At 54.7% G+C, this 20,815-nt stretch carries 19 protein-coding genes and 1 tRNA gene; 12 read left to right on the forward strand and 8 right to left on the reverse strand.

The window, feature by feature from the left end:
- Positions 1 to 8: 8 nt before the first annotated feature.
- The gene (locus JK231_RS07150; protein ID WP_034825207.1) at positions 9 to 461 is read right to left on the reverse strand and encodes a universal stress protein; all 453 of its coding nucleotides are present in this window, start codon (positions 459 to 461) and stop codon (positions 9 to 11) included.
- Between the two features lie 7 nt (positions 462 to 468).
- Positions 469 to 1,254 (reverse strand): IclR family transcriptional regulator, encoded by a 786-nt coding sequence (locus JK231_RS07155; protein WP_034825209.1) that lies wholly within the window; start codon positions 1,252 to 1,254, stop codon positions 469 to 471.
- A gap of 150 nt (positions 1,255 to 1,404) precedes the next feature.
- Here JK231_RS07155 and JK231_RS07160 point away from each other — a divergent pair, with 150 nt between their 5' ends.
- The 3 genes from JK231_RS07160 to ypdK all read left to right on the forward strand — a co-directional run bounded on the left by JK231_RS07160 (position 1,405) and on the right by ypdK (position 4,317).
- Positions 1,405 to 3,006, forward strand: a complete 1,602-nt coding sequence (locus tag JK231_RS07160; RefSeq protein ID WP_211728272.1) for an MFS transporter — start codon at positions 1,405 to 1,407, stop codon at positions 3,004 to 3,006.
- Between the two features lie 5 nt (positions 3,007 to 3,011).
- Positions 3,012 to 4,040, forward strand: a complete 1,029-nt coding sequence (locus JK231_RS07165; protein ID WP_097116539.1) for an HlyD family secretion protein — start codon at positions 3,012 to 3,014, stop codon at positions 4,038 to 4,040.
- Positions 4,041 to 4,242: 202 nt separating this feature from the next.
- A complete protein-coding gene (ypdK, locus tag JK231_RS25735; protein ID WP_100701370.1) occupies positions 4,243 to 4,317 on the forward strand; it encodes a membrane protein YpdK in 75 nt (24 codons plus the stop codon).
- Between the two features lie 40 nt (positions 4,318 to 4,357).
- On the opposite strand, the gene alaC is transcribed toward ypdK, so the two are convergent.
- Both alaC and JK231_RS07180 read right to left on the reverse strand, forming a co-directional pair.
- On the reverse strand, positions 4,358 to 5,593 hold the full coding sequence (gene alaC / locus JK231_RS07175; RefSeq protein ID WP_038645618.1) for an alanine transaminase: 1,236 nt from the start codon (positions 5,591 to 5,593) through the stop codon (positions 4,358 to 4,360).
- Positions 5,594 to 5,711: 118 nt separating this feature from the next.
- Positions 5,712 to 6,236 (reverse strand): GNAT family N-acetyltransferase, encoded by a 525-nt coding sequence (locus tag JK231_RS07180; protein WP_211728273.1) that lies wholly within the window; start codon positions 6,234 to 6,236, stop codon positions 5,712 to 5,714.
- A gap of 457 nt (positions 6,237 to 6,693) precedes the next feature.
- Between JK231_RS07180 and JK231_RS07185 the strand changes: the two genes are divergently transcribed.
- Together JK231_RS07185 and JK231_RS07190 are read left to right on the forward strand one after the other, a co-directional pair.
- Positions 6,694 to 8,385: a sensor histidine kinase gene (locus tag JK231_RS07185; RefSeq protein WP_097116536.1), complete on the forward strand. Its 1,692-nt coding sequence runs from the start codon at positions 6,694 to 6,696 to the stop codon at positions 8,383 to 8,385.
- Positions 8,382 to 9,107: a LytTR family DNA-binding domain-containing protein gene (locus tag JK231_RS07190; protein ID WP_097116535.1), complete on the forward strand. Its 726-nt coding sequence runs from the start codon at positions 8,382 to 8,384 to the stop codon at positions 9,105 to 9,107. The genes JK231_RS07185 and JK231_RS07190 overlap by 4 nt, the downstream gene beginning before the upstream one ends.
- A 33-nt stretch (positions 9,108 to 9,140) precedes the next feature.
- Here the strand turns inward: JK231_RS07190 and glk are convergent, their stop codons facing one another.
- Together glk and JK231_RS07200 are read right to left on the reverse strand one after the other, a co-directional pair.
- Entirely contained in the window at positions 9,141 to 10,106 is a 966-nt protein-coding gene (glk, locus tag JK231_RS07195) for a glucokinase (protein WP_097116534.1), read from the reverse strand.
- 301 nt (positions 10,107 to 10,407) lie between these two features.
- On the reverse strand, positions 10,408 to 12,063 hold the full coding sequence (locus tag JK231_RS07200; RefSeq protein WP_211728274.1) for a thiamine pyrophosphate-binding protein: 1,656 nt from the start codon (positions 12,061 to 12,063) through the stop codon (positions 10,408 to 10,410).
- 213 nt (positions 12,064 to 12,276) lie between these two features.
- Between JK231_RS07200 and mgrA the strand changes: the two genes are divergently transcribed.
- Together mgrA and JK231_RS07210 are read left to right on the forward strand one after the other, a co-directional pair.
- Complete coding sequence (gene mgrA, locus JK231_RS07205; protein WP_211728275.1) at positions 12,277 to 13,269, forward strand: L-glyceraldehyde 3-phosphate reductase; 993 nt, start codon at positions 12,277 to 12,279, stop codon at positions 13,267 to 13,269.
- Between the two features lie 159 nt (positions 13,270 to 13,428).
- Entirely contained in the window at positions 13,429 to 13,776 is a 348-nt protein-coding gene (locus JK231_RS07210; protein WP_058959054.1) for a DUF2502 domain-containing protein, read from the forward strand.
- A gap of 60 nt (positions 13,777 to 13,836) precedes the next feature.
- Here JK231_RS07210 and JK231_RS07215 read toward each other — a convergent pair whose 3' ends face one another.
- A complete protein-coding gene (locus JK231_RS07215; RefSeq protein WP_034825925.1) occupies positions 13,837 to 15,078 on the reverse strand; it encodes an Nramp family divalent metal transporter in 1,242 nt (413 codons plus the stop codon).
- A gap of 369 nt (positions 15,079 to 15,447) precedes the next feature.
- On the opposite strand from JK231_RS07215, the gene JK231_RS07220 reads away from it, so the two are divergent.
- The 5 genes from JK231_RS07220 (at position 15,448) to JK231_RS07240 (ending at position 20,321) form a co-directional block, all read left to right on the forward strand.
- A complete protein-coding gene (locus JK231_RS07220; protein WP_211728276.1) occupies positions 15,448 to 16,638 on the forward strand; it encodes a NupC/NupG family nucleoside CNT transporter in 1,191 nt (396 codons plus the stop codon).
- 192 nt (positions 16,639 to 16,830) lie between these two features.
- Complete coding sequence (locus tag JK231_RS07225; protein ID WP_211728277.1) at positions 16,831 to 17,919, forward strand: LLM class flavin-dependent oxidoreductase; 1,089 nt, start codon at positions 16,831 to 16,833, stop codon at positions 17,917 to 17,919.
- On the forward strand, positions 17,919 to 18,125 hold the full coding sequence (locus JK231_RS07230; RefSeq protein ID WP_237448850.1) for a hypothetical protein: 207 nt from the start codon (positions 17,919 to 17,921) through the stop codon (positions 18,123 to 18,125). The genes JK231_RS07225 and JK231_RS07230 overlap by 1 nt, the downstream gene beginning before the upstream one ends.
- A complete protein-coding gene (locus JK231_RS07235) occupies positions 18,122 to 18,712 on the forward strand; it encodes a cysteine dioxygenase (RefSeq protein WP_211728278.1) in 591 nt (196 codons plus the stop codon). Before JK231_RS07230 ends, JK231_RS07235 begins: the two co-directional genes overlap by 4 nt.
- Complete coding sequence (locus JK231_RS07240; protein ID WP_211728279.1) at positions 18,705 to 20,321, forward strand: rhodanese-related sulfurtransferase; 1,617 nt, start codon at positions 18,705 to 18,707, stop codon at positions 20,319 to 20,321. The genes JK231_RS07235 and JK231_RS07240 overlap by 8 nt, the downstream gene beginning before the upstream one ends.
- Positions 20,322 to 20,736: 415 nt before the next feature.
- Here the strand turns inward: JK231_RS07240 and JK231_RS07245 are convergent.
- A tRNA-Ala gene (locus JK231_RS07245) sits at positions 20,737 to 20,812 on the reverse strand.
- Between the last annotated feature and the right edge of the window lie 3 nt (positions 20,813 to 20,815).

Genomic DNA, 20,815 nt, shown 5'->3' on the forward strand with positions numbered 1-20,815 from the left:
GAGCGTGATTAATCCTTGCGAACGTCAATCAGAACCGGGCAGTTGGCGCGCTCAATCACAGCCGCACTCACCGAACCTTTAAGTAAGCGATTAAAAGGAGAAAGATGACGGCGACCGATGATGATCATGCTGGCCTTCAGTGCATTGGACTGCGCCACAATGGTTTCCGCGGCTTCACCGGCCAGAATCAAACCTTTGGCAGCCACACCGGCACGCAGTAGCGGGGCCAGCGCGTGACGCACCACCATTTCAGCGGTATTTTGTTCATCTTTTGCCGCGACGAAATCATCTGGATCTTCGCCCGCATCGATTTCGATCGGCTGATTGCAGGATGAATAAGCGGGATCAACACAGCACAACACCGTGACCTGAGCCTGTTGCGCCAGCGCTTGTTCAATGGTTAACGCGATGACTTTTTCTGCCACCGGTGAATTATCAATGGCCATCAGCAAGGTTTTCATCAGTTGGTTATCCTTCCACAGCGGTCATTTTGCCAATTTCGCGAATCAGCGCCTCTTTGCATTTCATGATTTCATCACGATAACGCGCTTCCTGTTTATGAAAACGCGCCGTCGGCACCAGCAGCGAAATGGAGAAGCGACCGAATAGCGTGTCAATCGCCACCGCCATGGTGGAAATTCCTTCCAGTGTTTCGCCACGATCAATGGCCAGACCGCTGTTACGCACCTCAGCAATCAGCTCCAGCAGTTGTGGCAAAGTTTTCACCGTCATTTCGGTCAACTCTTTATACGCTTCGCCGACCATCACGCGCACATCTTCATCACTTTCCAGTGCCAGCAGTGCACGACCGCCTGAAGTGCTGTAGAGCGGGAGATTCAAACCGATGCGTGGCACCACGCGCAATTCCCGGGATGCCACCACATAGTGAACAATCGCTAACTGCGTGCCACTGGCGCGTGCCAGCGAAACGGTTTCGTTGATGTCGGCTGAGAGTTGTTCCAGAAACGGACGGACGATTTCGACCACATCACTGTGCACGCTGGAGATCAGCTTGAGCAGTGCCGGTCCCAGACGAAGCCCGCCCGCCCCGCTGCTGCGCACCAGTTGCGCGCTATCCAGCGCGGCGATAATACGCTGTACCGTTGAACGTGGCAGATCAACCACCTGCGCAATTTCGCCCAGACTCATGCCGCCCGGATGTTCACCAAGCGCATTCAGAATTTTTGCCGCACGCGCGATGACCTGAATGCCACCCGCTTTTTCATCCTCACGGCTTGAGGGAAGTTCAACCATTGTGCGTTCCTTTTTGGCCTGCCCTACTTTAGCGCGAATGACCGCACTTTTACACCCTGTATCACATTGCAATACATCATACCGAGATGTAAGATGCGACATGTATCACATCGCAATACACTGCATCAATAATAAAACGAGACACCTGTTATGAACGCCCAGCCTGTTGCGGCTCCGGCTCCCCATCCGTTTACCCTGCGCCTGGCGCTGGGATTGGTTGGCGTGCTGATTGCTGCGCTCACCTCCGGATTAAATGACCGCGTGACGGATATTGCGTTGGCGGATATCCGTGCCGCCATCGGCATTAGCTACGATCAAGGCAGCTGGATCATTTCCGCTTATCAGGCGGCAGAAGTGGCCGCGATGATGATCGCGCCGTGGTTTGCCGTGACCTTTTCCCTGCGTTGTTTTGCTCTGACGGTTTCCGCTGGCTTTATGCTGTGCGGTTTGCTGCTGCCTTTAATGCCGAACGCCACGCTGTTTATTGCGCTGCGCGTGATTCAGGGTCTGTTTGGCGGTGCATTGCCACCGTTACTGATGACCGTGGCACTGCGTTTTCTGCCGCCGCCGATCAAACTTTATGGCCTTGGTGCCTACGCGCTAACCGCCACCTTTGGTCCCAATCTCGCCGCCACGCTCGCCGCTTTCTGGACCGATGAAGTGAGCTGGATGTTCGTGTTTTGGCAAGTTATCCCGTCAATGCTGATCGCCATGCTGTTGATTGGCTGGGGCTTACCTCAAGACCCGCTGCGCTTCGAGCGTTTTAAGCAGATAGACCTGTTCGGCATGCTGACCGGTTGCTCAGGCATGGCGCTGCTGATTGTGGCGCTGACGCAAGGGGAACGCCTTGACTGGCTCAGTTCACCGCTGTTTGCTGCGCTATTATTGAGCGCGCTGGCATTGCTGACTGTGTTCTTTATTAATGAATGGTTTCACCCGTTGCCGCTGTTCAAATTGCAGATGCTGCGCCGTCACAATCTCGCACACGGTTTGCTGGCGCTGGCGGGCGTGTTGATTCTGTCGCTTTCCGGATCCGCGCTGCCCTCCGCCTATCTTGGCCAGGTAGAAGGTTTTCGCACACTGCAATTCGCGCCGCTGGCGTTAACCATCGGCTTGCCGCAATTACTGATCGCCCCACTGGTGGCAGCACTGCTCAATATCCGCTGGATTGATTGCCGCTGGATGCTGACTGCTGGCGTGACGCTGCTGGTGATGTCCTGCCTGATGGGCATGAACATTACCAGTGACTGGGCGCGACAGAATTTCTGGGTCATCCAAATTTTGCAGGCTTTCGGTCAACCGATGGTGATTCTGCCGGTGTTGATGAGCGCCACCAGCGTGGTTGCGCCACCGGAAGGCCCATTTGCCTCGGCGATGTTCAATACGGTGCGCGGTTTCTCCAGCATTGCCGCCAGCACCCTGGTGGAATGGTTTATCAGCCACCGGGAACAGTTTCACTCCAGCGTGCTGGTGGGCAATGCCGCCAGTCGCCCCTGGCTGATGACCGCGCCCAGCAGCGCCCAATCCAGCAGCAGCTTTCCTTTATTACCGGATGGCAGCGCCAGTAGCGCAGAGAACCTGAGCGGTTTCGCGACACTGCTGAAGCATCAGGCGATGGTGCTCAGCCTGAGTGACTGCTACCAAATGCTGATTGGTTTCGCCGCCCTGCTTTTACTACTGACTGCCTGGTTGCCAAAACGTGTCTGGCCGCCACAAACCCTGATTCAACCTGTTACGACGACGTCGAGATAACTGATATGCAAGCTTTTGCCTTGAAAAGAACGGTGCTGTTGAGTGCCCTATTAATCGTGTTGCTGGCCATGGCCTTTTTTGTCTGGTCATCAATGACCGGCAACGATCATCGCACTGATGATGCCTATGTAAATGCGGATTACACCCTGGTGGCACCGAAAGTGTCCGGCTATATCGCCAGTGTGAATGTGCAGGATAACCAGCGAGTAAAAGCGGGCGAACTGCTGGCCACGCTTGACGATCGCGATTACCGCGTGGCGCTGGAAACGGCGCAGGCGAAGTTGCAGGTCAGCGATGCCAAACGCCTGAGTAGCCAGGCTCAACTGGAGCAGCAGCAATCAACCATTGATGAAGCCAAAGCGACCCTGGCGGCGAGCCAGGCGTCTGCGCAATACGCAGGACAGAGTGCGGCGCGTTATAACCAGCTGTATAAAAGCGGCACCATTGCCGCAGATGAGCAGCAGAAAGCCAGTTCAACCCAACGTTCAGCGTCTGCTGCTGTGCGCCAGAGTGAAGCTGCACTGGCTGCATCGATGAAACAGGTTGGTGTATTACAAGCGGCCGTGCGTCAGGCAGAGGCCGATGTGACAGCAGCGCAGGCCAGCGTGGATCAGGCGAAGTTGAATCTCTCTTATACGCGGATTGTGGCACCGGTAGACGGTATGGTGGGTCAGCGTTCGGTGCGATTGGGCGCTTACGTTAGCGCCGGAACGCGTTTGCTGGCGGTGGTGCCCTTGCAGCAAACCTACATCACCGCCAACTATCTCGAAACTCAGCTGGCCGATGTGCAGCCGGGACAGAGAGCGGTGGTGAGAGTCGATGCGCTGCCTGGCAAGACCTTTACCGGTCATGTTGACAGCATTGCACCGGCGACGGGCGCGACCTTCTCCGCCATTTCACCGGACAATGCCACCGGTAATTACACCAAGGTGGTGCAGCGTTTACCGGTGAAAATTGTGCTGGATGCCAACCAACCCGATTTGGCGCAACTGCGTGTGGGCATGTCCGCGATACCGGAAATTGACGCCCGATGAAAATGTGAGCAATCTCTCAGAACTGGCCTATTTATTTTCGGATCGATTGCGCGTAAATTAGCGCTCGATCCTGTTCTGAGTTCGCTTGGAACCACCTGAGAAGAAAGCGTGCAGCGGTTATGAACTTCACCTTTCTCTTATTCTGTTCGGGTTACGCTGGAGTGGGATCACCAGCATGGTAACCGCTCAGAGGAGTCGTTTTGTGAGATATGCTTTGATGGGAGTTTCTTTCTTCCTGTTAATCTGGGTAGGCACTTTCGTGCTGATGCTCAAATAAATCCTGCCAGGCGGGGCGACCAAAGTCGCCCTTCTTAGTTTTACTCTTCTTCTTCCAGCGCTTTTACCGTTCCCGGCAATATACCATCCGCACGGAACATGGCTTTGATGCCACGTACCGCCTGACGAATACGATCGCTGTTTTCAATCAGAGCAAATCGCACATGGGTATCACCGTAGTCACCAAAGCCGATGCCCGGTGAGACGCACACTTTGGCTTCCTGCAGCAGCAGTTTGGCAAACTCCAGCGAACCGAGATGCGCATAGTGATCGGGAATTTTCGCCCAGACGTACATTGAGGCTTTTGGCAGATCGACCATCCAGCCCGCTTCATGCAACCCTTTCACCAGCACATCACGACGGCGTTTGTACTGTTCAGCGATATCACGTACGCATTGCTGATCGCCTTCGAGTGCGGCAATCGCCGCGACCTGCAGCGGGGTGAAGGTGCCGTAATCGTGGTAGCTTTTGATACGCGCCAGCGCGGATACCAATTCTTTGTTACCCACCATAAAGCCGATACGCCAGCCTGCCATGTTGTAGCTTTTCGACAGGGTGAAGAATTCCACCGCTACGTCGCGCGCACCCGGCACCTGCATAATCGACGGCGCTTTCCAGCCATCATAGGTGATGTCAGCGTAAGCCAGATCGTGGATGACCAGCACGTTGTACTGTTTCGCCAGCGCAATTACACGTTCGAAGAAGTCGAGTTCGACGCACTGTGAAGTGGGATTCGAAGGGAAGCCGAGGATCATCATCTTCGGTTTCGGATAACTTTCGCGGATAGCGCGTTCCAACTCGTTGAAGAAGTCAACGCCTGCCACCAAGGGTACGGAACGCACTTGCGCACCGGCGATCACCGCGCCGTAGATGTGAATCGGGTAGCTAGGATTGGGCACCAGGACGGTGTCGCCATGGTCGAGCGTCGCCAGCATCAGGTGCGCCAGCCCTTCTTTGGAACCGATGGTGACAATGGCTTCTGATTCGGGATCGATCTCCACCTGATAGCGATCTGCGTACCAGCGCGAGATGGCGCGACGCAGGCGAGGAATGCCTTTCGAGGTGGAGTAACCGTGCGTATCTTCGCGTTGCGCTACCTGACAGAGTTTTTCCACGATGTGTGGCGGCGTGGGCCCATCCGGATTCCCCATTGAGAAATCGATGATGTCTTCGCCGCGCCGACGCGCAGCCATCTTCAATTCAGCGGTGATGTTGAATACATACGGGGGAAGGCGTTCAATACGCGAGAAACGACGGGGTGTGCTGTTATCAGCCATGATGTCCTCTGGTTTACGTAGGCGCCCGGACCGTCCGAGCGACGCTGGTCACTGCGGTGACCGAGGTAAGAACATAACGCGCTGATAACAGAATTGTCGAGAGCAACAGAATATTTTTTTAATGTTGCGGATTCAGGCGACCCAGCACCCAATCGTTTACCCATTGGTCGTTTAGCAGATAATTATCCCGTAGAGTGCCCTCAAGTGTGAAACCATTCTTTTCCAGAATGCGTCGGGACGGCCAATTCCCCTCTATGACCAGCGCTTTGAGTTTATGAAATTCTGACTGTAGCAAGAAGTCGCACAGTGCCTTGAGCGCTTCACTGCCATAGCCGTTTCCGGTGAAGCGATGGCAGAGCATGTAGCCGACCTCAGCTTGCCGATAAGGCTGCCATTCGGCACTGCATCCAAACAGGCCGATAGGTTCATTGGTTTCGCGCAGGCGTGCCACCAGGCACAGCATGTGGAAGCTGGTGACTTGCCAGGGCGCGAGGCGTTCGGTGAAGCGCTGGCGTATGTCGTTTTCGTCAGGGATTTCACTGACCCAGGTCATGGTGCCGGGATCTTCGTGTACGGCTTTGAAGATTTGCCAGTCTTCGGGTTGTAAGCGTGTCAGGGACAAGCGAGGGGTAAGAAGTTGCATTGCTGCGCTCCGCGAAATAACTCATGGCAACATAGCAAACCGCGTGATTTACAACCAGCGTTCTGCGTAGGGATTACTAATCCTCTTTTTGTTACTCAAGTTTTCCTCTTTTTGGGGAGTGTTGGGGATTTTGGGAGTTGGGAGTTGAGTTGATAGTCGCTGTTGGTTGGGTGCCAGGGCCAGAACGGGCCAGCCCTATCGCAAAGACAACACGCATCCCTGCAGATCGGCTGGGCCATCCGTGGCCCAGACGCTTTGCTCTTCGGGCTGGCCCGTTCTGGCCTTGAGCTGAATGCGTTGCTGTTTTAAAACACCAGTGAGAATTTGGCCGGAAAATTGATCTAAACCATGAGAAGCGTTTTGCGGGTGTCGCGGCGCTGGCAGATCTTGATCACATTTTTTATCATAACCTCACCCTGATTCACTCCGAGAGATGCCCTTGCCTTCCCACTTCGACATGCTGCTGGCGGTATTTGACCGCGCTGCGCTGATGCTGATTTGTCTGTTCTTCCTTACCCGCACGCGGGTATTCCGTCAGCTGCTGCAAAAAGATGAGCATTCGATCAAAGAGAAAGTGGTGGTGACGGCGATATTCTCGCTGTTTGCGCTGTTCAGTACCTGGTCGGGCATTAACGTCGATGGTTCGCTGCTGAACGTGCGGGTGATTGCGGTGATGTCCGGCGGCATTCTGTTTGGCCCGTGGGTTGGTATCGCTACCGGGGTGATCGCGGGCATCCATCGTTATCTGATCGATATGGATGGCGTCACGGCTGTGCCTTGCCTGATTACCAGCATCGTTGCCGGTATCGCTTCTGGGTTTATCAATCGTCGCGTGAGCAAAGAGCAGCGCTGGCGCGCCGGTATTCTTGGCGGCATGCTGTGCGAAACCCTCACCATGTTGCTGATTGTGCTGTGGGCTCGACCGATGGCGCTGGGCTTTTCGATTGTTTCTGAGATCGCTTTACCGATGATTCTCGGCGCATCGAGCATTGGCTTGATTGTACTGTTAGTGCAGAGCGTGGAAGGAGAAAAAGAGGCGATCGCGGCGCGTCAGGCCAAGCTGGCACTGGAAATTGCCAATAAAACGTTGCCGCTGTTTCGTCAGGTGAATAGCCAGTCGTTGCGTCAGGTGTGCGATATCATTCGCAGCGATATTCATGCCGATGCCGTGGCCATCACCAATACTCAGCAGATTCTCGCTTATGTCGGCTACGGTGAGCATAACTATCACAACGGGGATGATGGCATCAGCCCTACCACGGCGCAGTCGATTGCGAGCGGCAAAATCATCATCAAGAATAATGATGAGGCGCATCGCACCAAAGATATTCACTCGATGCTGGTTATTCCCCTTTGGGAAAAAGGGGAAGTCACAGGCACGTTAAAAATCTATTATCGTCGAGCGCATCGCATTACCGGATCGCTAAAAGAGATGGCCATTGGTTTGTCGCAAATTATCTCCACCCAGCTGGAGGTATCGCGCGCGGAGCAGTTACGTGAGATGGCAAATAAAGCGGAACTGCGTGCGTTGCAGAGTAAAATTAACCCGCACTTCCTGTTTAATGCGCTGAATGCTATCTCCTCTTCCATTCGTCTCAATCCAGATACGGCACGTCAGCTGGTGATCAATCTTTCGCGCTATTTACGCTACAACCTTGAGCTGAACGATGACGAGCTGATCGATATTAAAAAAGAGCTGTGGCAGGTGAAGGATTACATCGCGATTGAACAGGCGCGCTTTGGCGATAAGCTGTCGATGATTTATGACATTGATGAAGATCTCCACTTCACGCTGCCCAGTTTGCTGATTCAGCCTCTGGTGGAAAATGCCATTGTGCACGGTATTCAGCCCTGCCGTGGCAAAGGGGTGGTGACCTTGAGTGTGAAAGACCTCGGTGATTATGTGCGCGTTGCGGTGCGCGATACGGGCGCGGGTATCAGTGAAGAGGTCATTGGCCGAGTGGCACGCGATGAGATGCCGGGTAACAAAATCGGGCTGCTTAATGTGCATCATCGGGTGAAGCTGCTTTCTGGCCAGGGTCTGAGCATCACGCGTCATCATCCGGGAACGGAAATCGCCTTCACTCTGAGCAAAAACGGTCAGCGTCTGGCTGCACCGTTGAGCCATATCACGGAACCCAGCGCGTGAAAGCCATTATCGTCGAAGACGAGTTTCTTGCTCAGCAAGAGTTGAGCTGGATGATCCAGCAGCACAGTCAGATCACTATCGAAGCCTGTTTTGATGATGGGCTGGAAGTGCTGAAGTATCTGCAAAACCATCGCGTCGATGTCATTTTCCTCGACATCAACATTCCTTCGCTGGATGGCATGCTGCTGGCCCAAAACATTAACCAATTTGCACATAAGCCGTTGATAGTGTTTATCACCGCATGGAAAGAGCATGCGGTGGATGCGTTTGAACTGGATGCGTTTGACTACATCCTTAAGCCCTATCATGAGTCGCGTATTATCACCATGCTGAACAAGCTGGAGGCCAGTGCACAGCAGCACCTCGCACAGCCATCCACTCAGCAAAGCGCGCCGCAAACCGTTAATCTGGTGAAAGATGAGCGCATTATCGTGACAGATATCAACGATATCTATTATGTTGAAGCGCACGAAAAACTGACGTTTGTTTATACCCGCCGCGAAGCGTATGTGATGTCGATGGCGATCAGTGAATTTTGCAGTCGCCTGCCGGAACCGCTCTTTTTCCGCTGTCATCGATCGTACTGCGTCAATCTCAGTAAAATTCGTGAGATTGAGCCGTGGTTTAACAATACCTATCTGGTGAAGTTGCGTGATTTGGATGCGCAGGTGCCGGTGAGCCGTAGCAAGGTGAAGGCGTTTCGCCAGTTGATGAGGTTGTAAAGCGAGCAGCAGGACGCTGCTCGCCGGAACAGATTACAGCACGCGACCCAGCGTTTGGCGCAAATGTGCACCCGCGCCCAGCAGGCCTGGCTGATCGTGGGTGATCATATACACCGGGATATCGACCAGATAATCACGGAAGCGGCCTTTGTCTTCAAACGCGGCGCGGAAGCCGGAGGCTTTGAAGAAATCGAGGAAGCGCGGCACAATTCCCCCCGCAATGTACACGCCACCAAAGGTGCCGAGATTGAGTGCCAGGTTGCCACCGAAACGCCCCATGATCACGCAAAACAGCGACAGCGCGCGACGACAATCGATGCAGCTATCTTTTAATGCACGCTCGGTGACATCTTTCGGCTTGAGGTTTTCAGGCTCACGGCTGTCAGATTTGACGATGGCGCGATAGAGATTCACCAGACCGGATCCTGACAGCACGCGCTCCGCCGACACGTGACCCAGTTCCGCACGCAGCACTTCGAGAATTTCACCCTCTTCTTCGCTGTTCGGGGCGAAGTCAACGTGACCGCCCTCGCCCGGCAGGCTGATCCAGCGCTTATCCACGTGCACCAGATGGCTCACGCCTAATCCGGTGCCGGCACCGTAAATGGCAATCGGTTTGCCTTCTACCGGCGCTTTGCCACCAAACTGAATCACTTGATCTTCGGCCAGCATCGGGATAGCCATCGACACGGCAGTGAAATCATTGATGATTTCCAGGCTGTCGAATGCCAGGTGCTCTTTCATCTCACGAGTTGAGAATGCCCAATCGTGATTGGTCATCTCGACCCAATCCCCGGTGATTGGACAGGCAATCGCGATGCAGGCGTGTTTAATGTCCTGTTTTTGCTCATCGAGATAAGCACGAATCACCGCCTCGAGATTGTCGTAGTCTGATGTTGAGAATGTTTTGGCCTGGGAGATGGCGCCGGTCTCCACCTCACACAGGGCGAGACGGGCGTTGGTGCCGCCCACATCGCCGACCAGGGCGTATTTTGTCATTCTTCTGCTGCTCCGCTTGGGTCATAAACAATTGCAGGACACTATATAAGAGCCTGCCAATAAAACAATAACGCCCACCAGCACGATGGGCGTAAACATTTCTGGTGCGTGTCACAGCCTGACAATCAGCGGCTTCACTGTATAGAGGCAACTTTCCGAAACTGCGGGCTTATCACGTCAGGCGTTATCGACGCAGCCTCACAGGAAACGGACGATGCGGAGAAACCGAAGCGTAACGAGTGTACGTGAGGATTTCAGGCACCGCCTGGTCTAAAACGACAAAGCCTAAGCCGGATAGTGGCTAGCCGCCGTTACGCTGGTGCAGAGCTGCAGTGACTTTACGCAACAGCGGCGGCAGATCTTGTTTTTCCATCACCACTTCCACCAGCGTCAGGCGACGCTGACGCATTAATTGCTCCATTACCGCCGTTAACTGCACCGTTTCGCTCACTCGCCAGCTTTGTGCCGCACACTCTACGCTCATGGCATGTGGCAGCGCAGTCCAGTTCCATTGTGCGATGTCGTTGTAACGCTGTTCAGCGCCGTGAATCGCCCGCTCAACCGTGTAACCGTCGTTATTGATCAGGAAAATAATCGGCTGTTGCCCGTCACGCTGCATGGAACCCAGCTCCTGGATCGTCAGCTGCGCTGAACCGTCACCGATAATCAAAATGACGCGTCGGTCAGGTTGTGCCGTTTGTGCACCAAAGGTCGCCGGTAGAGTATAGCCAATCGAGCCCCATAGCGGTTGCACCAGCAATTCTGCGCCCGGTGGTAAACGCAGCGCGGCGGCACCAAAGGCGGCCGTGCCCTGATCGGCCAGGATGATATCACCCGGCAGCAGGAAGCGCTGCATCGCCTGCCAGAATGCGCGCTGACTGATTACCGCATCATCGTTTTGCTCAATTTCTTCGCAAGATGCAGTGTCGGCCAGTGCCCAATGTACGCAGTGGCGTTGATAAACGGGCAATAATGCGGCGAGGGCTTGCGCCATGCTAAGCGGCGCAAAGCATTCTCCGCCCACCGTGGCGTGAAACGGTTGCAGGTCGATAACGCGCTCTGCGGGTAACTGCTGGGTGAAACCGGCGGTCAGGGTATCGGTAAACCGCACGCCGACGCACAGCGTAACATCCGTCTCTTCAATGGCCCGGCGCACCGCATCGCTGCTGCCTTTGGCAGCGTAGGTACCCACATAGCCGGGCTGCTGTTCATCGAGCACGCCTCTGCCCATCAGTAATGTAGCGGCGGGAATGGCGCGTAGTTGGCGGAGTGCAAACAGCGGCGATTGCAATTGCCAACGCGAAGCGAGGAAATCGGCCAGTAACGCCACGCGCTGTGCAGGAGCCAGTAAGCGTTCAGCGGCGGCAGTAAAAGCTGTCGCAACGGCGGTCTCCTGATGGACAGGCGCAACGGGCTGAGCATCAGGCACCGTAATCTCCGTCGCCGCGACATCCACCGCCAGCAGCAGATAGCCGGGCCGGTGCTGGTTAAGCGCTTCCGATATCACACGGTCAATTTCTTCAACCGCATTATCCGCAGTCAGCACCGCGCTGGCGGTACTTACCTCTTGTGCCATGCGCAGGAAATGATGGAAGTCGCCGTCCCCCAGTGAATGATGTACACAGTCACCTTGCTGCTGCGCACGACTGGCTGGCGCGCCAACAATATGAATAACCGGGACATATTCGGCATAGCTGCCCGCAATCCCATTAATCGCACTCAGTTCACCCACGCCAAACGTGGTGAGCAGTGCAGCAGCACCGTTGCAACGACCGTAGCCATCCGCCGCGTAGGCGGCATTGAGTTCATTGGCGCAACCGACCCAGGCAATCTCAGGATGAGCGATAACGCTGTCGAGAAATTGCAGATTGTAATCACCCGGCACACCGAACAGATGACGGATGCCAGCTTGCTGTAAACGGTGCAGTAAATAGTCGCCAACGTTGAGGGTTTTCATCGACAGCTCCTTCTTAAGGGGATGATCGAAGTATCAGCGATGTGGCTGAATTGGCGAGATTTTCACCATCAGCGCATGGTGATTTGTGGCAAGCAATCGTTACGACGACAGAAAATTCTGTAAGTTGCGATCTTCGGCGCGTTTCGGCTTAGTGTAAACGCATACACTTCTATGCTGATGTCACTTTCTCCCTTTTTGAGACAGGAACGCTGCATGTCTGTATTTCCTCATCCCGACCGCTATCAACAGATGCAATATCGTCGCAGTGGCCGTACTGGCCTGAAATTACCGGCCATTTCGCTGGGTTTATGGCACAACTTTGGCGACAGCACGCGCGTCGATAATAGCCGTGAACTCCTGCGCCACGCCTTTGATCGCGGCATCACGCACTTCGACCTTGCCAACAACTACGGCCCCCCGCCGGGTTCTGCGGAGTCCAATTTTGGTCGCATTCTGCGCGAAGATTTTGCCGGGCTGCGCGATGAGCTGGTGATCTCCACCAAAGCCGGATACACCATGTGGGACGGCCCTTACGGCGACTGGGGTTCGCGCAAGTATCTGATTTCCAGTCTGGATCAGAGCCTGAAACGCATGGGGCTGGAGTATGTCGATATCTTTTATCATCACCGTCCCGATCCGGAAACGCCGCTGGAAGAGACCATGCGCGCGCTCGATCAGGTGGTGCGTCAGGGCAAAGCGCTGTATGCCGCCATTTCCAATTACCCGGCAGATAAAGCAGCCGAAGCGATTGCCATTCTGCGCGATCTGGGCACGCCTTGCCTGATTCATCAGCCGAAATACTCCATGTTCGAACGTGCACCGGAAGAGCAAGGTCTACTGGATGTGCTGGGTGATAATGGCGTCGGCTGCATCGCCTTCTCTCCGCTAGCGGGTGGTGTGCTCACCGATCGCTATCTGCAAGGCATCCCTGAGGATTCCCGTGCCGCCAGCGGCAGTAAATTCCTTAATGAGAGCCAGTTGACGCAAGAGAAGATGGAAAAAGTACGTAAGCTGCAGGCGATCGCCCAGCAGCATGGGCAGAAGCTGGCGCAAATGGCGCTGAGTTGGGTGCTGCGTGATGCACGCGTGACTTCGGTGCTGATTGGTGTAAGTAAAACTGCGCAAATTGATGATGCCGTTGAGATGCTAAGCCAGCCCGAGCTGACAACTGAAGAGATCGAAGCGATTCATAACATATTAGTGTAAACGCTTACCTACCCGGCTCAGGCCGGGTATTTTCCGCAGCAGAAAATTCTCAATTCAGATTTCCCACAACGTTTTCAGACTCACTCTCAAGGCAACACTGGACCGATGTGGCACACTAGCGCAACGGTGGCAGTGATAAGCCACTGAAAAGGAGAAGTTATGAAACGTGCAATTTTGTTTGCCGCCTTGCTGGCAACACTTTCACCCCTGGCGATGCACACAGCAGAAGCCAACAGCGCCACCCTTACATTGGCTCCGGGTGTCACGCTGCATCTCGGCGATCGCGATCGTCGTGGTTACTATTGGGATGGCGGACGCTGGCGTGAGCCGCGCTGGTGGAATGACCGTTATCGTTATAACGATCATCGCTGGTGGCGTCATGAAGAGTGGCGTCGTCATCAGGCTTACGAACGTGAGCGTGAACGCCGCTGGCATGAACGGGAACGCCGTGAGCATTGGCGCCATGACCATCGTCATGATGACAGGCATGATCACCACCACCACTAATACAAAAATCCCGGCCTGATAGCCGGGATTTTCTTTTTTTCGTCTTGACCAGCCGAAGGGTTACCAGCCGAGCGCCTCACCGACCAACAGATAGAGATTCAATGCCACCACCAGCACCACTATCAGGCGTCCGGCGTTTTGCATCAGGCGCGAATTGACCATCTCATCGCCCATCAACTCGCGGTTGCCGGTAAAGGCCAACAGCGGGATCAATGCCAGTGCGATACCGAAACTCAATAGTACCTGGCTCATCACCAGAATGCGCGTTGGATCCCATCCGGCCCAGATCACGATAAAGGAAGGCAGCATGGTGATGGTGCGACGTAGCCACAGCGGAATATGGAAGCGAATGAAGCCCTGCATCACGACTTGTCCCGCCAGTGTTCCCACCACGGTAGAAGACAAGCCTGCCGCCACCAGACTTAATCCAAACACAATGGCTGCTGCGCGGCCCAACAAAGGTTGCAGCGTCAAATACGCCTGGTCGAGATCCACAATGCTGGTGTGCCCGCTGAAGTGGAAAGCTGCCGCCGCAGTCGCCATCATCGCCAGATTGACAAAGCCGGCAATGGTCATGGCAATCGCCACATCGAGTTTAGTGGACGAGTAGCGATCCGCTTTGCTGCCAATGTTACCGTGTTGCGTCAGTGCCGAGTGCAGGTAAATCACATGCGGCATGATGGTGGCACCCAGCACACCGGCAGCGAGGAACACGGCGTCAGAGGTGGGCAGCGAAGGCAACGCCATACCGGTGACCAATTCACTCACTTTCGGCTGCGAGAAAAACAGCTCAACAATATAGGCAGCGGCGACAAACAACAGCAGGCCGCCAATCACCAACTCCAGCGGCTTCTGCCCCCGGCTTTGCAGCATCAAAATCAGGTAGGTGGCGACGCCGGTGAGCACGGCGCCTTGCAGTAACGAAATCCCCAGCAATAATTTAAAGCCGAGTGCCGCACCAATAAATTCGGCGAGGTCAGTGGCCATGGCGATGATTTCCGCCTGCACCCAATAGAACCACACTGCCGGGCGTGGAAAGCGATCGCGGATATGCTCGGCAAGGTTTTTACCGGTGGCGATGCCAAGTTTGGCTGACATCAGCTGAATCAGCATCGCCATCACATTGGCCCAGACCACCACCCACAGCAGTTTGTAGCCGTAGGCCGCACCCGCCTGAATATTGGTGGCAAAGTTACCGGGATCGATATAACCAATTGCCGCGATGAAGGCAGGGCCAAGCAGCGCGAGCTTGATTTTTCTGGCTCCGCGAGCGGCGCGCTCAGCGGTGCGACTTTCTGACATAGTGTGGACCCTGTCCTAACGCTTGTTGACCCATGCAGCTTAACGGGCGCTCAAGGCAAGTGAAATTTGATTATAGTTATCGTAATAATAGATGGTGCTATGAAGTATAGCCATTGCTATACCTTGCGGTAAAGCCAGTTCTTGCCAAAATGTTTGCAACAGGAATCACTCTACTCCCGGGTTATTTTATAGACAATGTTTTTATGGATATTTCTTGTGAAGGCTTTGTGAAGAGGTTGTGAGCGGTGAGACTATTCTTAGAAATTTGTCGATACCGAATACTTATAATGTGGTTTTGATCTCGTTTTTAAGTAACGCGTTACATAGAATACGCAACAAAATACAACCCTCCTCAAATTTGGAGCCGACATGTCCCATATTTTGCACTTTCTTATGGCATTAGTGGTGGTAGCCGTACTGGCCTTGCTGGTCAGTCACGATCGTAAAAGCATCCGCATTCGTTACATCGTACAGCTTCTGGTGATCGAAGTTTTGCTGGCGTGGTTCTTCCTCAACTCTGAAGCGGGCCTCGGCTTCGTCAAAGGGTTCGCGGGTCTGTTTGACCATCTACTAAAGTATGCTGCCGAAGGGACTAACTTCGTATTCGGCAACATGAACGACAAAGGCCTGGCGTTCTTCTTCCTGAATGTTCTGTGCCCGATCGTGTTTATCTCGGCGCTAATCGGTATTTTGCAGCATTTCCGTATCCTGCCTTGGGTGATCCGCGGCATCGGTACCGTGCTGTCAAAAGTCAACGGTATGGGCAAACTGGAATCCTTCAACGCCGTAAGCTCTCTGATTTTGGGACAGTCAGAAAACTTTATCGCGTATAAGGATATCCTTGGCAAAATGTCACAGCGTCGCATGTACACCATGGCTGCTACGGCAATGTCGACAGTTTCCATGTCCATCGTCGGCGCTTATATGACTATGCTGCAGCCGAAATATGTGGTGGCCGCGCTGGTATTGAACATGTTCAGCACCTTCATTGTGTTGTCACTGATCAACCCTTACCGCGTCGATAGCGAAGAAGATCTGCAGTTGCAGGATCTGCACAAAGGTCAGAGCTTCTTCGAAATGCTGGGCGAATATATCCTTGCCGGTTTCAAAGTGGCGATCATCGTTGCCGCCATGTTGATTGGTTTTATCGCCCTGATTTCAGGTCTGAACGCGCTGTTTGATCTAATCTTCGGCATCAGCTTCCAGGGTGTGCTGGGTTACGTGTTCTACCCGTTTGCGTGGGTGATGGGCGTGCCGTCCAGTGAAGCGCTGCAGGTTGGCAGTATCATGGCAACCAAACTGGTTTCTAACGAATTCGTGGCGATGATGGATCTTCAGAAGATTGCTGGTCAGCTGTCACCGCACGCAGAAGGAATCCTGTCTGTGTTCCTCGTATCCTTCGCTAACTTCTCCTCTATCGGGATTGTGGCGGGTGCGATTAAGGGCTTGAACGAAGAACAGGGTAACGTGGTTTCTCGCTTCGGCCTTAAACTGCTGTACGGCTCAACCCTGGTGAGCGTGCTTTCTGCCGCTATCGCCGGTCTGGTTCTGGCCTTCTGATGTTCAGGGCGAGCTGCGGCTCGCCCTTCTCTTCTTAATTATGCCTTTCTGTTCTATCTTGCATTTCACCCCTTTTATCCCCGTCATTCGCCGCTTCCCCGCCTGACGCAAAACCTTTTCACAATATTGAATTTCCGTCCCGGTTGCCTGCGCCCGTAGCTTTTCTCCATAACGTCACATCTGGAGAATCGTATGAGCATTCAATTTCTTGGCATGATTGGCCACCGCCTGGCTTCCGAAATCATTCCCGCCAGCGGTCCGCTGTTCGATAAAGATTACATCGCGCGTTTCGCCCGCGCCCATGAAGAAGCGGGATTTGATCGCATTCTGGTGGGCTATTGGTCCGATCAACCCGACGGCTTTCTGGTGACCGCACATGCTGCGGCACACACCTCAACACTAAAATTCCTGCTGGCACACCGTCCGGGCTTTGTCGCACCGACACTGGCCGCACGCAAGCTGGCAACGTTGGATCAACTGACCGATGGTCGGCTGGCCGTGCATATCATCAGCGGCGGTAGCGATGTCGAGCAGCGTCGTGATGGTGACTTCCTGAATAAAGCCGAACGCTATGCGCGCAGCGATGAGTTTCTTGCCGTGCTAAAGCAGAGTCTGGAATCCAGCCAGCCTTATGATCACAAGGGACATTTTTACCAGGCTGAGCAGGCGTTTTCCGCCATCAAACCTGCGCAGAAAAAGCTGCCGATATACTTTGGTGGATCGTCTCAGGAAGCGATTGATGTCGCTGCGCGCCATGCCGATGTCTTTGCCCTGTGGGGCGAACCGCTGAAAGGTGCGGAAGAGACGGTGCGCAATGTGCGAGCCGCTGCGGCTCAGCACGGGCGTGAGATTGATTTCAATATCTCGTTCCGTCCGATTATCGGGAAAACCGAGAAAGAGGCCTGGGAACGTGCCGAGCATATCCGTGAACTGGCCGAGAAGCAGTTGCAAGAGACCGGCTTCGCCTTTGGTAAACCCAAGCCGCAAAGTGTTGGCGCTCAGCGCCTGTTAGCTGCCGCCAATGAAGGCGATCGCCTGGACAAAGTGTTATGGACCGGCGTGGCTAAACTGGTGCAAGGCGGCTACAACTCCACAGCGCTGGTTGGCACCGCCGATCAGGTTTCCGATGCGCTGCTGGATTACTATCGCCTGGGAATTCACAGTGTGCTGATTCGCGGCTTCGATCCGCTGAATGATGCGGTGGAATATGGCGAGGAGCTGATTCCGCTGACGCGTAAGAAAGTCGCGGCGCTAAACGCCGCTAACAAAAGAGGCGCCTGATGCGGCTGGCAGCTCTCTTTACCGGTGTTGCGCTGGCGATCTCCACGCTCCATCCGCTGTTCGCTGCTGATAAAGTCACACTGCGTCTGGGCGATGTTAAGGGGGATCGTTTTGCCGCGTTAAAATCGTCAGGCGAACTCAACAACCTGTCTTACGGACTGGAACTTACGGCTTTTGATCCCGCTTTGCCGGGAGATAAATCATGAGTGCCTATCAGCATCATCGCTTACGCGACTTTGTCGGTAACCTTGCCATCTTGCTCGACCAGAATCCCGATGAAGCCACTGTTTTGCAACAGGGCAGCGCCTGGCTGGGCGAGCTGATCCAATATGACGACTGGCTGGACGAGGCTTACTCTCAGCCGCATCCCGAACACTATCAACAATATCTGCTGTATGCCGATGCCCGTCAGCGATTTTCAGTTGTGAGCTTCGTGTGGGGGCCAGGCCAGCAAACGCCGATTCACGATCATCGCGTCTGGGGATTGATTGGCATGCTGCGCGGTGCGGAGATTTCGCAATCCTGGCAGCCGGGGCCGAACGGCCTGCAGCCAGAAGGTGCGCCGATACGGCTTGATCCCGGCAACGTCGAAGCCGTCTCTCCCACCGTGGGGGATATTCATCGCGTGAGCAATGCCTATGACGATCGCGTGTCAATCAGCATCCACGTCTATGGCGCCAACATTGGCGCGGTCAAACGCGCGGTATATCGCGAAGACGGCAGTGAAAAACAGTTTATCTCCGGTTACAGCAACCGTTACTTACCGAACATTTGGGATCTATCACATGAGTAAACCCGTATTCCCTTTCCGCCAGGCTGCGGACATTCTTGAGGCTCTGCGTCAGCAGCAGGAAGTGGCGATTGTTGATGTGCGCGACGAAGCGCTGTTTGCCACCGGCCATCCGCTGTTTGCGGTGAATATCCCGCTCTCCAAACTGGAGCTGGAGCTATTGGACCGCATTCCACAATCCACAACAGCCATCACTTTATATGATAACGGCGAGGGTCTGGCACAGGCAGCAGCAGAGCGTATTGCCGCGCTGGGCTACAGCAATGTGGCGCTGTTAAAAGAGGATTTAACGGGTTGGCAGGCAGCCGGCGGGGAGCTGTTTATTGATGTGAATTCACCGAGTAAGGCCTTTGGTGAACTGGTAGAACATCACAATCACACCCCTTCCCTGTCAGCTGATGAAGTACACAGCTTAATCAACAGCGACGCCAACGTGGTGGTGCTGGATGCGCGCCGCTTTGATGAATACCAGACCATGAGCATTCCAGGCGCCACCAGCGTGCCGGGCGGTGAGCTGGTGTTGCGCGTGCGTGATCTCGCGCCATCACCGGAAACCACGGTGATCGTGAACTGTGCGGGCCGCACGCGCAGCATCATCGGCACCCAGTCGCTGGTGAATGCCGGTATCCCTAATCCGGTGTTTGCGCTGCGCAACGGCACGATTGGCTGGACGCTGGCAGGCCACGATCTGGATAAAGGTCAGTCACGCCGTTACGGTGATGCCAGTGTAACCGCACAGCGACAGACGGCGAGTCACGCACGAGGCATTGCCGATCGCGCTGGCGTAGAACGTATTCCACTGGCAACGCTCAAGCGCTGGCAGCAGGAACCGCGCACCACTTACCTGTTTGATGTGCGCGACGCTGACGAGTATGCGGCGGGTCATCTGCCCGGCAGTCGTCATGTACCAGGCGGACAGCTGGTGCAGGAAACCGATCATTACGCCAGCGTGCGCGGTGCACGTATTGTACTGATTGATGACGACGGCGTACGCGCCAATATGACCGCCTCCTGGCTGGCGCAGCTTGGCTGGCAGGTGTCAGTGCTGGAAGAGTTGCAGGCCAGTGATTTCAGTGCATCCGGCGCCTGGAAAGCGCGGGTTCCTGCGGTTGCGCAGCCCGAGTTTATTTCTCCGCAGCAACTGGCGGAGTGGCTGGAGGAAGGTCAGACCCAGGTACTGGACTTCACCACGCGCGCCAATCACCTCAACAGTCATATTCCGGGAGCGGGCTGGCTGCTACGTTCAACGCTGCAAAAGGAGGGCAAATCCGCACTACCAGCGGCACGACGTTATGTGCTGACCTGCGGCAGCAGCCTGCTGGCCGGATATGCGGTTGAACAGGTGGCGGAACTCACCGGCAAGCCAGTGTTTGTGCTGGAGGGCGGCAATGCGGCCTGGCGCGCAGCGCAGCTGCCCACCGAGCAGGGCGACCAGCAGTTGCTGTCTCCGGCGATTGATCGCTATCGCCGTCCGTATGAAGGCACCGATATCGCACCTGCTGTGATGCAGGCGTATCTGGATTGGGAATACGGTCTGGTGGCGCAGTTGGATCGCGATGGCACACACGGCTTCCGCGTGTTGCCTGCTCAAGAACAAGCCGCAACCGCTTAATTCTTAGCGCCATGAATTGCGTCGCGACCAGATTGTGCATAATTTCAGTGCACACTTAGCTCTGGCGGCACGATTTATGGCGCACTCAGATGCAGTGCTGAACGCTGAACGCTGAACGCTGAACGCTGAACGGATAAAATCATCTCAGCGCGTGAGAAGCTGCTGCGGTGCGATTCATTGCGCCCCTAATGAGCAGCTGGTGCTGAATGGGTGAGATCATCTCAGCGCACAGGAAGAAGCACGCGCGATTTACGGCGCAATTCGTCGAGATACTTGATATCAAAAGATGGGCGCATTTCAGAACGCTGGGAGTTGTCGTCACACGAATAATGACACCATTCTGCATACGAAATGAGCAATTATGAATTTAGTTAGTGTTAGATTGTGATGCTAATGTTCAGGACGAACAGAGATTTGGTGGAGATAAGCGGGATCGAACCGCTGACCTCTTGCATGCCATGCAAGCGCTCTCCCAGCTGAGCTATACCCCCACA

The sequence above is a fragment of the Pantoea sp. JGM49 genome (assembly GCF_018257655.1).
Lineage (GTDB): Bacteria > Pseudomonadota > Gammaproteobacteria > Enterobacterales > Enterobacteriaceae > Pantoea > Pantoea communis.

Excerpts from the sequence above, each read along its gene's own strand:
- JK231_RS07220 (WP_211728276.1), top strand. The coding sequence starts at position 15,448 with ATGTCCCATATTTTGCACTTTCTTATGGCATTAGTGGTGGTAGCCGTA.
- JK231_RS07225 (WP_211728277.1), top strand. The coding sequence starts at position 16,831 with ATGAGCATTCAATTTCTTGGCATGATTGGCCACCGCCTGGCTTCCGAA.
- JK231_RS07160 (WP_211728272.1), top strand. The coding sequence starts at position 1,405 with ATGAACGCCCAGCCTGTTGCGGCTCCGGCTCCCCATCCGTTTACCCTG.
- JK231_RS07215 (WP_034825925.1), bottom strand. The coding sequence starts at position 15,078 with ATGTCAGAAAGTCGCACCGCTGAGCGCGCCGCTCGCGGAGCCAGAAAA.
- JK231_RS07185 (WP_097116536.1), top strand. The coding sequence starts at position 6,694 with ATGCTGCTGGCGGTATTTGACCGCGCTGCGCTGATGCTGATTTGTCTG.
- alaC (WP_038645618.1), bottom strand. The coding sequence starts at position 5,593 with ATGGCTGATAACAGCACACCCCGTCGTTTCTCGCGTATTGAACGCCTT.
- JK231_RS07180 (WP_211728273.1), bottom strand. The coding sequence starts at position 6,236 with ATGCAACTTCTTACCCCTCGCTTGTCCCTGACACGCTTACAACCCGAA.
- glk (WP_097116534.1), bottom strand. The coding sequence starts at position 10,106 with ATGACAAAATACGCCCTGGTCGGCGATGTGGGCGGCACCAACGCCCGT.
- JK231_RS07210 (WP_058959054.1), top strand. The coding sequence starts at position 13,429 with ATGAAACGTGCAATTTTGTTTGCCGCCTTGCTGGCAACACTTTCACCC.
- mgrA (WP_211728275.1), top strand. The coding sequence starts at position 12,277 with ATGTCTGTATTTCCTCATCCCGACCGCTATCAACAGATGCAATATCGT.
- JK231_RS07230 (WP_237448850.1), top strand. The coding sequence starts at position 17,919 with ATGCGGCTGGCAGCTCTCTTTACCGGTGTTGCGCTGGCGATCTCCACG.
- JK231_RS07235 (WP_211728278.1), top strand. The coding sequence starts at position 18,122 with ATGAGTGCCTATCAGCATCATCGCTTACGCGACTTTGTCGGTAACCTT.
- JK231_RS07165 (WP_097116539.1), top strand. The coding sequence starts at position 3,012 with ATGCAAGCTTTTGCCTTGAAAAGAACGGTGCTGTTGAGTGCCCTATTA.
- JK231_RS07200 (WP_211728274.1), bottom strand. The coding sequence starts at position 12,063 with ATGAAAACCCTCAACGTTGGCGACTATTTACTGCACCGTTTACAGCAA.
- JK231_RS07155 (WP_034825209.1), bottom strand. The coding sequence starts at position 1,254 with ATGGTTGAACTTCCCTCAAGCCGTGAGGATGAAAAAGCGGGTGGCATT.
- JK231_RS07240 (WP_211728279.1), top strand. The coding sequence starts at position 18,705 with ATGAGTAAACCCGTATTCCCTTTCCGCCAGGCTGCGGACATTCTTGAG.
- JK231_RS07150 (WP_034825207.1), bottom strand. The coding sequence starts at position 461 with ATGAAAACCTTGCTGATGGCCATTGATAATTCACCGGTGGCAGAAAAA.